We start from the raw sequence: 11,783 nt of genomic DNA on the forward strand, positions 1-11,783 counted from the left end.
GGATAATGTGTGCGCCACCATCGTTACCGCTGGCAGCGGCCATTGCCCCATGCTCAGTTCCCCCAGTTTTCCCTGTCGAGGCTCCTGAACTGTATGGCCTCCGCCATATGTGCAGGTTCTACACTGTGACTGCCTTCCAGATCGGCTATCGTTCTGCTTACTTTCAGTATCCGGTCGTATGCACGCGCAGAGAGCTTTAGTTTTTGCATCGCCTGCCCCAGCTGCTCCCTGCATTTATCACTGATAACGCATACCGTGGCCAGCAACCGGCTATGCATTTGTGCATTGCAATACACGCCGTCATGACCGGCAAACCGCTTTGCCTGGATCGCCCTCGCAGCAATCACACGGTTACGTATATACGTACTTTTCTCCGCCGCACTGGAGGACGACAGGTCCGCAAATTTTACCGGCGTTACTTCTACGTGCAGGTCTATACGATCCAGCAGCGGACCGGATACCTTATTCAGGTATTCCTGTACCTGCCCGGGCGCACAGGAACATTCTTTTTCCGGATGGTTGAAATACCCGCACGGACAGGGATTCATAGACGCCAACAACATAAAGCTGGCTGGAAAGTCGATGGCTGTTCTGGCACGGGAAATAGTCACTCTTCTTTCTTCTACCGGCTGCCGCATCACCTCCAGCACCTTGCGTTTAAACTCCGGCAGTTCGTCCAGGAATAATACGCCGTGATGCGCCAGTGAAATTTCTCCCGGCTGGGGAATGCTGCCACCACCCACCAATGCCGCATCACTGATGGTATGATGCGGAGAACGGAACGGGCGGTGCGTGATCAGCGAAGTGTGCTCGGGGAGCTTCCCTGCCACAGAATGGATTTTAGTGGTTTCCAACGCCTCCTGCAATGTGAGCGGTGGAAGGATGGTGGGCAAACGTTTTGCCAGCATAGTTTTTCCTGCTCCCGGCGGACCAATCAATATGGCATTATGCCCACCAGCGGCGGCTATTTCAAGGGCGCGTTTAATATGCTGTTGCCCTTTTACTTCGCTGAAATCAATGCCCCAATGGTCCTGCGTGGCGTAAAATTCGTCACGGACAGCCGTTACAGGGATGAGGCAATCCGGGTCATTTAAAAAATTAATGGCCTCCAAAATGTGAGCAATGCCATACACTTTCAAACCACTAACCATGGCGGCTTCCAGCGCATTCTGTTTGGGCAGTATAAAGCCGCTGAAACCATCTTTCAGTGCCTGCATGGCCATTGGCAGCGCACCTTTGATCGGTTGAATGGTACCATCCAGCGACAACTCGCCCATCATCAGGTAATGCTCAAGATGAACGGGAGAGGCCTGCCCGGAGGCAGCAATAATACCCGCGGCAATGGGCAGGTCATACGCAGCGCCGGCCTTGCGGATAGCGGCGGGCGCCATATTTACCACTGTGCGTGTTCTGGGCATACGCAGGCCCATGCACTGAATAGTGGATTCAATACGCCGCTCGCTTTCCTTTACCGCATTATCTGGTAGTCCTACTATAAATAATTTGTTGCCTTTGGAAGATACATTTACCTCTATGGTAATGGTGATGGCATTTACGCCGAGGATGGCGCTGCCGTAGGTTTTAACAATCATATCGATATCTGGGTTAACAGATACGAATATAAGCATTTAACTGCTGGAAACATCGTTACATCGCCCGCAGTTAAATGCTTTCCTTTTTTATTTTATCTGCGTAAGCAGATCCAGTACCTTCTCCCTTTTCAGGATCAGGTAACCTATTTTTTCTTTGGCAATTCCATCTTTGAGCAGGTAGGTGAAATGCAGGTCGTCGTCAATAACGGTAGATTCAAAATATTTAAACTGGATACGTTTTTCTGTGCTCAGTTCATCCGCCACTTCATAAAGGTGAGTAGAAAGGATAAACAGGCAGTTGGTACTTTTCAAAAATCCCCGGATCACTGCCAGCGAGCAGTTTCTGGCATCTTCCACATTGGTGCCTTTAAACATTTCGTCGATCAGCACCAGCCAGTTTTTACCATTGCTGATTTGCAGGATAGTGTTTTTAATACGCTGTACTTCGCTATAGAAATAACTTTCTCCCTTAAAAATATTATCCTGTACCTGGATGTTACTGAAGATGCCGTGAAAGAAGCTCAGCTCCATATTTTCAGCGGGCACGCCCATGCCTATATGTGCCAGGAATACGGCTACGCCAACGGCTTTGATAAAGGTGGTTTTGCCGGCCATATTGGCACCTGTAAGGAACATGAAATGAGCTGCTTCATCCAGTTTTACATCATAAGCCACCGGCTCAGGAAGGATGATATGATAGAGTTGTGTGGCTTTAATAACAGGTGTGGTGCCGCCGGAGAAAACCGGGAACTGCAGGTTATAGTGCTTCATGGCTTTGGCCATCGCATAGTACGCATCCAGCTGCTGGTAAAGGGTTACCAGCTCCTGAATTACTTTTCTGTGTCGCTTCCGGATATAATTATCATAACGAAGGATCTCCACAAAGTTCAGTTTTCCCTCTTCATCTGCCTTTAAAATTTCATAGAACTCTTTTTTGGCAAGTAACTGTTGCGCCCTGTCCAGCAACACTTTCAGCACTGTTGGGGTCTCGTTTGAATTGAAAACGTTGATAAACGAACGAAATCCTTTCAGTAATATCACCAGTTGTGTAAACGAAAATTTGATATAGCCATAATCAGGCGCATACAGCGTTTTGTTGAGAGCTGCATGAAGATATAAGGCAAGTCCTTCTGTGCTGGAAATAGGTTCGATCTGGGCATCCATGTAATTCTCCACCACTACAATGGTACCGTTGGAAATAATGGAAGGCCAGTTGCTTTCCTGTTCCAGTATATATTGCAATGCACGCTGCCGGTTCTTAATAGTGTTGATATCGGATAATGGATTGCTGTATAGCTGCCGCAGGTATTCACGGCCGCCTGCAGTGGTAGTAAAATCGAGGCGGTGGAACAGGGAAAATTCTTCGTCGCGGTTAAAGATAGACAGGTCGTAGTAGGATGTTTTGTCCAGTTGCATGCAGCATCTTTTTGGTGAATATACGGTGGAAGATGCAAGGATAGAAAAATTCCATAAGAATTGAAAGGCTGTACCGGCATTTCCGTAAATGCAGCGGCTGCCGCTGCATTTACGGAGGCAAAAACTACCGGCTGAAAGCCAGTCGCTGACCCAATACGTTCTCATTAAAAACGCCATCCGCATAAGCGAGGTGTCCGCTTACAAAGGTATGCGTAACGGCCGCCGGGAAGGTATGGCCTTCAAACGGGCTCCAGGCGCATTTATAATATATGTTTTCTTTATTTACGTTCGTCTGGTGCTGCAGGTCTACGATTACGCAGTCGGCATAATACCCTTCTCTCAAAAATCCTCTTTCCTTTATCTGGAAACAGATAGCGGGAGCATGGCTCATCTTTTCCACTACTTTTTCCAGGGTGATGTTTCCCTTCTTTACATATTCCAGCATTAGCAGGAGGCTGTGTTGCACCAGTGGAACACCGGACGGCGCCTGCAGGTAAGACAGTTGTTTTTCTTCCCAGGTATGCGGTGCATGGTCGGTGGCAATGATATCCAGCCGGTCGTCCAGGAGTCCCTGCCAGAGCGCGGTTTTGTTTTCCGGCGCTTTAATGGCCGGGTTGCATTTGATCAGGTTGCCGTATTGTGCGTAGTCATCGGCCGTAAAATGAAGATGGTGTACACACACTTCCGCCGTAATCCTTTTTTCTGCCAGCGGCAGCATATTGCTGAACAGCTGAAGCTCCCTCGCCGTGGAGATGTGCAGGATATGCAGGCGGGCATTGTGTTTCTGCGCAAACTGTATGGCTACCAGGGATGATTCAAAACAGGCTTCCACATCGCGTATCAACGGATGATCCGCAGCGGTGAGGCGATCTCCTTTTTCCCGTTGAAACGCCTCCATATTGGCGCGAATGATCTTTTCATCTTCGCAATGGGTGGCAATCAGCAGTTCGCTGTTGGAAAACACCGTTTCCAGGGTGAGATAATTATCTACCAGCATATTCCCGGTAGAAGATCCCATGAATATTTTCACGCCGCAAACGCTTTCTTTTTTGGCGTTTGTTTTCAGTATTTCTTCCACATTGTCATTGGCAGCCCCCATAAAGAAGGAGTAATTGGCCAGTGAATGATGTTGTGCAATGGTGTATTTGTCTTCGAGTAGTTCCTGGGTGAGCGCCGCCGGTTTGGTATTGGGCATTTCCATAAAACTGGTGGTACCGCCGGCTACCGCAGCGCGTGCTTCGGAATAAATGGTGGCTTTGTGGGTTAAGCCGGGCTCCCGGAAGTGTACCTGGTCGTCTATAACGCCTGGCAGCAGGTGCTTACCTTCCCCGTTAATTTCCGTGTAATTACCGCTGATAGTGATATTAGGCGCTATTTTTTCAATGCGGTGGTCTTTGATCCATACATCCTGTACCGTGGTGCGCCCTTCGTTTACCACGGCTATATTCCTGATGAGGTAATTTTGCATGGCGCAAAGGTAAAAAAATCAGCGTAATGATGGTTAATCGGTGTGGTTGGGAGGCAATCTCTCCGGTTACCCTTCCAGGTGAATCGAAAACACAATCATCCTCGACTGTAATTTTTCCACCACATTGGAATATCGCAGGTTAGGGTCTTTCACATGCACATTGCCAAAACCATTGCTGATCTTAAACTCCGGGGCAAAGATGAAGCTCTCGAAATAGAACTCAAAGCCAGCGCCGGCTTCATAACCGTAGTCGCTCTTTTTGATCTTTACCAGGTCCTCTGCTCTGCGCAGGCGTGCGTTGGAGGCAAGGTCATAGTCATATTTAAGGCCCGCAATGGTATAAACGCGCATATTGCCGATGCGGTCCGATTTAAACTTAATCTGCAGCGGGAAGCTCAGTAATATCGACTCAATCTTCTTGTCAGTATCCTGTGGCTTGGGATAAGTTTCGCGGTAGTAAAGGTTTTTGGATGCAAAAATGAGCTGCGGGTTAAAGCGAAGGTCAAAATGCTCACTGAGCCTGGCATTGGCCAGCAGTCCCAGGTTGAATCCCATGGTTTTCAGCGGTTCCGCTACCATAATAGAATCATCGGCCAGGAAGGCAGGAGAATGCTCCAGTTTGAAATACGACTGGTTTGCCGCCAGCGTAATACCAAAGTAATAGGGTTTTGCATCGTGTTCCAACATATTCATCTGGGTTTGCGCCCTTGCAGGAAGCACCCCGAATACAATGAATATCAGCGCGTAGCGCAGTAAATGGAACATATGCCGAATGTTAGCGTTTTGCATGTAACGGCCTGGAAACGGGTGTTGGTTAAAATAGTTCGCATTGCTTCACCCTGCGGAAACGCTTTCACAGATTCCGGCAGATAACTATAAGCCGCCTGGCTTTTAGCTATCCATTTCCCGATCAGCGGTGTGATATAACGAAAATACGAATTATATAATTGTTTAATAGGAAAAACTGTGGGATTCGAAAACTCCAGTATCACCAACTTGCCTCCTGGCTTCAACACACGATACATCTCAGACAGCCCCTTTTCCAGGTGCTCAAAATTACGCACACCGAATGCCACCGTTATGGCATCAAACGTTTGGTCGGGAAAACTTATTGTCTCACTATCGCCCGTTTGCAGGGTAATTTTATCGCCTAACCCCGCTTTCAGGATCTTTTCACGGCCATGACTCAACATCCCTTCAGAAATATCAATGCCCACAATTTTGTCGGGATGAAGACGCTTTTCCGCCATTATAGCAAAGTCGCCCGTGCCGGTAGCCACGTCCAACATGAGTTTGGGCTGAAGCGATTTCAAATACCCCAGGGCTTTTTTACGCCATATAATGTCGATCCCCAGCGACATAAAGTGATTAAGAAAGTCGTAGCGGTAAGCAATATCATCAAACATGGTCGCTATCTGCTCCTTCTTGCTTAATTTTGACCCTTCAAAGGGAACGATCTTCTGAACATTTGCATTTTCTGACATAGTGCGCAAAGTTAAAGAAATGTAGTCATGTGACAGTATGCAAAAACAGGGATACGGGATTTTTAATGGAACAAAGCAATATCATTATGGTTATTAAGTCAGCAGAATATCTTATCAGTAGTCCCGATTGGGAAAAATGCCCCAATCCCATATGGCCGGAATACGCATTCATCGGCCGGTCGAACGTAGGTAAGTCTTCTTTGATCAATATTCTGGCTAATAATGAAAAATTAGCCAAAACGTCGGGAACCCCCGGTAAAACACAGCTGATTAATCATTTTGCCATCAATAACGCCTGGTACCTCGTGGATCTGCCCGGCTACGGATTCGCTAAAAGAAGCTTGTCGCAACGCCGCCAATGGGAACAGATGATCGAAAATTACCTGCGCAAACGGCCCAACCTCGTCAGCGTATTTGTACTCATCGACAGCCGCCATCAGCCACAGAAAATCGACATCGATTTTATTACCAAACTGGGAGAATGGAATATCCCTTTCAGCCTGGTATTCACCAAAGCAGATAAAAGTACCCAGGCAGAAGTCAGCAAAAACGTAAAATCTTTTCTCAATAAAATGAGGGAAACCTGGCAGTTCCTGCCCCCCAACTTCGTTACATCTACCGTAAAGAAATCCGGCCGGGATGCCATCCTCAACTATATCGATGAACTCAACGCACAATTCCGGGCTATCGCCTGATCCGCTGCCTCATCTTTTCTGCACACTATTATTACCTCAGTAATCTGGGGTAATTTTTTATTTTTATTTGTTTATCTTAATCAGTGATGGCATTTTTTTACCCAAATACTTGTTGGAATGCTGGATGCAACAGATGAAATACTGTGTAAAAAGATAATAGCGCAGGATGAGGAAGCGTTCAGGGTACTGTATGAAAAATACCGGGATCATATTTATGGCTACACCCTGAAACTCTGCGGCCTGCCGGAAGTAGCATCCGACGCCGTTCAGGAAGTATTTATGAAGATATGGGTAAAAAGAGATACCCTGAATCCCGGATTATCTCTCAAAGCCTACCTGTACACCACCACCCGAAACTATGTATTCGATTACCTGAGAAAGGCGGTGCATGATCAGAAATTCCGCGAATATTTTCTGCAGATGTATACAGAAGATACCGGCGCTATGGACGACATGCTCTACACCCGGCAGCTGGAAACCATTAAAATGAATGCCATCGCCCAGTTACCTGCACAACGGCAGCTGATTTTCAGAATGAGCAAAGTACAGGGCTGTTCCAACCAGGAAATAGCCGATCAGCTGGGCATCTCTGTCAACACCGTGAGAGACCAGCTCGTAAAGGCTTCCCGCTTTGTAAGGCACTACCTTTATCAACATGCCGATATCTCTGTTATTATTGCCGCCTTTTGCCATATCCTTCGCTGAGAAAAAAATATTTTTAAGTCCGGTCGTCTTTTAAATCCGCCCGATCGTACTATTGTTATGTCAACCAGGAACAATGGAAGAAAATAAGGAACGGATCACTGCTCTCTTTATTAAATTAACGGAAAGGAAATGTACACAGGAAGAGCGTTTGGAGCTCCTCGCCTGGTTACAGGATCATCCATCGCCGGAGTATTTGCCTGCGGTGGAAGAGTTGTTGCTGCAGCAAAACTGGCCCGCAATGCCGGCGGATAGGGCCGGTCAGGTTTTTGCCGCTATCCTGCAACATACACCGTCCAAACCGGTGATCCCACTATGGAAAAGAACCGGCTTCAGAGTGGCGGCAGCCCTGGTACCACTCATTGGCCTGGCTACCCTGTTGTTATTTTTTTACAGAGATAAAAATGATAAACGCCATTTTGTAAACAACACCCGCCAGGTGCAAACCTTCCGGCTGGAAGATGGTACGGTGATCAGTCTCAATCAACGCAGCAGCCTCACCGTAAACACATCTCCCCGTAAAAATCAGCCCAGGGAAGCATGGCTGAAAGGAGAAGCTTTTTTTACAGTGATCCACCAGGCAGCAATGCCCTTTGTTGTGCACACGGAAAACGGCGTGGATGTAAACGTACTGGGCACTGCCTTTAATGTAAATACGGCAAATGGAAACGCAGTGGTAGTGCTGAACGAAGGACGCGTGAAAGTCAACGCCGGCGCCGGCATCCTGTTGCTCAGTCCCGGGGAAATGGCCAGCTATAATGCGGTCACTAAAATGCTCACCAGGCAAAAGGTAGATACCTTGTTCCAGACATCCTGGAAATACAACCTGCTCGCATTCAAAAGTGAACCACTGAAAATAGTGATGCAAAAACTTGGGGAACAATATGATTATGAAATAGTATTTGACCAGGAAAGAACCGGGGAACTGCTGTTTACAGGCTATCTCCCGTCCGATAACCTGCAGCAGGCCATTATTACGATAGAAGAATCCTTTAATTTACAATTTACTTTACAACACAAGACTATTCGGGTGAACAACAAAAAAATCCTTTAGAGACAACCAAAATTCAGTTATGAAAAAATTTAAATCAATCAGTTTCCAACTGGTAATGGTTACCGCTTTGCTATGCTGTTTGCAATGGTCAAAAGCACAGATACTAAAAGCAGCAACCCGCGAAAACAAGGTAACCACTGTGCCGCTTATTTCGGTGATCAATGAACTGGAAGCAAAGTTCGATGTCCGCTTCAGTTACAACACCAACCTGCTGAAAGGGAAAAATATTCTACTGCAGAATACGGACATTTTTCAGGCAGATAACATTGAGAACAACCTCAATAAATGCATCGCACCATTAGGATTAGTATGCCGCAGAATCAATGGAAAGCTTTATGTGGTAAAAGCAGAAGATGCTGCCAATACCAGGTCTGTAATGGCTGCCGCCGGCAACATTGCACCACAACAAAACATCAGGGGATCTGTAAAGGACTCCACCGGTAATGCCTTACCAGGCGTGATTATCCAGGTGAAAGGCTCCTCCAAGGCTACGATGACGGACAAAGACGGGAACTTCACCCTCGATAACGTAAAAGATGGCGATGTTCTTTTATTCAGCTTCATCGGCTACACACCAAAAGAATACACCATTAAAGGGGAACAAACCATTAACATCGTTCTCATCGATCAGGCCATCAGCATCGACCAGGTGGTAGTAACCGCCCTCGGTATCAAACGCCAGGAAAAAGCCCTGGGATACGCCGTACAACGAGTAAAAGGCGAGGCCGTACAAACGGTAAAAGGAGTGGACCTGGCCACTTCCCTCACCGGCCAGGTATCCGGTCTGGTTATTAAAAACTCCACCGAGTTTTTTGCTAAACCCGCTATTGAGTTAAGAGGGGAAGGTACCTTGCTGGTGGTAGATGGGGTGCCGTATGGCAACATGTCGTTACGCGATATCCCTACCGATGATATCGAAAGCCTGGATATCCTGAAAGGTCCTACTGCATCCGCATTGTACGGCTCCAGGGCTGCCGGCGGCGTGATCCTCATCACCACTAAAAAAGGAACCGGCGAAGCCCTGTCTGTAAACGTGAACAGCAACACCATGATCCAGAGCGGTTTCCTGGCCATTCCAAAAACACAAACTTCGTACGGCCGTGGACAAAACGGAAAAATTGACAACGATTATGTATGGGGCCCCCGGCTGGATGCAGGCAACACTGCAAGGGACTGGAACCCGGTCACCAAACAGTTTGAGGATAACCGGCCACTGAATTCGGTAGGAAAAAATAACCTGAAGAATTTTATGGAACTGGGCGTAATCACCAATAATAATATCAACGTATCACAAAGTGGGAAATACGGCAGTTTCCGCGCCTCCCTGAACCATATTTATAACAAAGGACAGTTTCCTAATGCGAAACTGAATATGTATAACTTCACTCTCGGCGGTGAGCTCAAGGCGACAGAGAAATTCAGCCTCGAAGGGCACATGGGCGTAAGCAAAAGAATGGCGCCACAGGTATGGGGCACCGGCTATGGTAACCAGGGATACATTTACCAGCTAACCATGTGGACAGGCCCCGAATATGATATCCGCCAGTACCGTGATTACTGGAAAACACCCAATCAAACACAAAACTGGATGTACACCAACTGGTATGATAATCCTTACCTGATTGCCTACGAGAAATTAAATGCGATCCAGCAAAATACCACTAACGCAAGTCTCACCGCTAACTATAAATTTTCCCCTGACCTTAGCCTGTTGGTGCGTATCGGCTATGATGTGTATCATAATAAAGAAACCTTTACCAATCCAACGGCTAATATCTACTCCACCCGCGGCGGATGGAATGCCAGGGGCCTGTACAGCATCAACAACACCTGGGGCTGGAGTACCAACGACGACGCCATGCTCAGCTACAGTAAAAAAGCAGGCGATTGGAACTTCGAAGCAATGGTGGGCGGAACAATTTATTATTGGGTAGACGAAGGACTGAAAGCTTCCACCAAAAACGGGTTAACAAGCCCGACTTTCTTTTCGCTTAATGGCTCCGTAGAACCGCCTACATTCACACCTGCCTATAGCAGCAGACAGGTAAACAGTTTGTATGGAAGGGCTGCTGTAAGCTGGAGAAATACCGTGTTTATTGATGCTACCGGCCGTAACGACTGGAACTCCGCACAACCGGAAGAAAACAGGGCGTATTTTTATCCTTCCATCGGTTCCAGTGTAGTATTGTCCGAGTTATTCAAAATGCCTGCATTTACAGATATGTGGAAAATCCGGGGCTCCTGGGCTACCTTTAAAACACCCGCAGGCGTATATGATATCAACCGTCTCTATACTACCACTACCGGCGCGTGGAACGGCGCCAACTCCGCGAGCTACCCCAGTAACCTGCTGGGAGTTAACCTGCTGCCAAGTTCACAGCGTACCTGGGAAATTGGTACTGCCCGCTTACCTGTTCAAAAAACGTTTGAATATCGACGTTGCTTACTTCAATAAATACTATTACAACCAGCAAACTTCTGTATCTATTCCCGGCTCCTCCGGATTCCTGAATACCCTGGTAAATACTGCCGAAACCTATGTAAGAAAAGGACTGGAAATTACGCTCGGCGGAACGGTATTAAAGAAAAAGAATTTCCAATGGGGATCCACCATCAACTGGTCTAACCAGCACCGCTACTATGTAAACCTCGATCCGGTGTACTCTGCGCAAAATCCCTGGGTGAAGAAAAAAGAAAGACTCGATACCTATACAGATTACTATTGGCTGAGAGACCCCGATGGCAATGTAATCCACAACAACGGCTATCCCGTGGAAAGCGATTACCAAAAAAAATATGGTTACAGTGATCCCAGTTTCAGTTTTGGTTTTATCAATACCTTCTCCTATAAAAATTTTACAGCATCACTTAATATCGATGGCCGCGTTGGCGGGGTGATGTATAACTATATCTACGATAAGATGTGGGATTCCGGTACCAATCCCGAATCTGATAACCAATACCGCTACGATGAAGTAGTGAACGGCCTCACCAATTATGTAGGACAAGGCGTAAAAGTACTCTCCGGAAGTGTTTCCTACGACAACTTTGGCAACATCACCAGCGATACCCGCAAGTATGCGGTGAATGATACAGAAGTATCTTACCAAAACTACGCGCAAAATTTCAGGGGAGGCGATTACGGCATACAAAAGAAAACATTTGTAAAGGTGCGTGAAATATCTGTCGGATACCGGTTTCCTGCCACCATGCTGGCAAAGAGCGGTATAAAAAATGCATCTGTTTCTTTAACTGCACAGAACCTGTTCCTGTTTACAAACTTCAAATTTTCAGATCCCGATGTGGATGATGAAAACCTGAATTCACCATCTCAACGGATGCTGGGAGTTAATTTCAAAGTAGGGTTCTGAT

10 protein-coding genes are annotated in these 11,783 nt (G+C 46.9%); 5 read left to right on the plus strand and 5 right to left on the minus strand.

Features of this window, described 5'->3' with window-relative positions; all coding sequences use genetic code 11:
• Window positions 1-53: 53 nt before the first annotated feature.
• From QFZ51_RS07015 to ubiE, 5 genes are all read right to left on the minus strand, one after another.
• On the minus strand, window positions 54-1,592 hold the full coding sequence (locus QFZ51_RS07015; protein WP_429044607.1) for a YifB family Mg chelatase-like AAA ATPase: 1,539 nt from the start codon (window positions 1,590-1,592) through the stop codon (window positions 54-56).
• 87 nt (window positions 1,593-1,679) lie between these two features.
• Window positions 1,680-3,008, minus strand: a complete 1,329-nt coding sequence (locus tag QFZ51_RS07020) for a MutS-related protein (RefSeq protein WP_429044610.1) — start codon at window positions 3,006-3,008, stop codon at window positions 1,680-1,682.
• Between the two features lie 124 nt (window positions 3,009-3,132).
• Window positions 3,133-4,476, minus strand: coding sequence for a dihydroorotase (locus QFZ51_RS07025; RefSeq protein ID WP_429044612.1), 1,344 nt, complete (start codon window positions 4,474-4,476; stop codon window positions 3,133-3,135).
• A 66-nt stretch (window positions 4,477-4,542) separates the two neighbouring features.
• Window positions 4,543-5,241: a porin family protein gene (locus QFZ51_RS07030; protein ID WP_429044613.1), complete on the minus strand. Its 699-nt coding sequence runs from the start codon at window positions 5,239-5,241 to the stop codon at window positions 4,543-4,545.
• Window positions 5,214-5,960, minus strand: a complete 747-nt coding sequence (gene ubiE / locus QFZ51_RS07035; protein ID WP_370910931.1) for a bifunctional demethylmenaquinone methyltransferase/2-methoxy-6-polyprenyl-1,4-benzoquinol methylase UbiE — start codon at window positions 5,958-5,960, stop codon at window positions 5,214-5,216. The genes QFZ51_RS07030 and ubiE overlap by 28 nt, the downstream gene beginning before the upstream one ends.
• Before the next feature lie 86 nt (window positions 5,961-6,046).
• On the opposite strand from ubiE, the gene yihA reads away from it, so the two are divergent.
• From yihA to QFZ51_RS07060, 5 genes are all read left to right on the plus strand, one after another.
• Window positions 6,047-6,655 carry a ribosome biogenesis GTP-binding protein YihA/YsxC gene (gene yihA / locus QFZ51_RS07040; protein ID WP_429044616.1) on the plus strand — a complete coding sequence of 203 codons (609 nt, stop codon included), beginning with the start codon at window positions 6,047-6,049 and terminating at the stop codon, window positions 6,653-6,655.
• Window positions 6,656-6,772: 117 nt separating this feature from the next.
• Entirely contained in the window at window positions 6,773-7,360 is a 588-nt protein-coding gene (locus QFZ51_RS07045) for an RNA polymerase sigma-70 factor (protein WP_429044620.1), read from the plus strand.
• Window positions 7,361-7,433: 73 nt separating this feature from the next.
• Complete coding sequence (locus tag QFZ51_RS07050; RefSeq protein WP_429044623.1) at window positions 7,434-8,411, plus strand: FecR family protein; 978 nt, start codon at window positions 7,434-7,436, stop codon at window positions 8,409-8,411.
• A 19-nt stretch (window positions 8,412-8,430) separates the two neighbouring features.
• Window positions 8,431-10,866 (plus strand): SusC/RagA family TonB-linked outer membrane protein, encoded by a 2,436-nt coding sequence (locus QFZ51_RS07055; RefSeq protein WP_429044625.1) that lies wholly within the window; start codon window positions 8,431-8,433, stop codon window positions 10,864-10,866.
• The gene (locus tag QFZ51_RS07060; RefSeq protein ID WP_429044628.1) at window positions 10,838-11,782 is read left to right on the plus strand and encodes a hypothetical protein; all 945 of its coding nucleotides are present in this window, start codon (window positions 10,838-10,840) and stop codon (window positions 11,780-11,782) included. Before QFZ51_RS07055 ends, QFZ51_RS07060 begins: the two co-directional genes overlap by 29 nt.
• Window position 11,783 lies beyond the last annotated feature (1 nt).

This window comes from Chitinophaga sp. W3I9, assembly GCF_050434025.1.
Taxonomy (GTDB): Bacteria; Bacteroidota; Bacteroidia; order Chitinophagales; family Chitinophagaceae; genus Chitinophaga.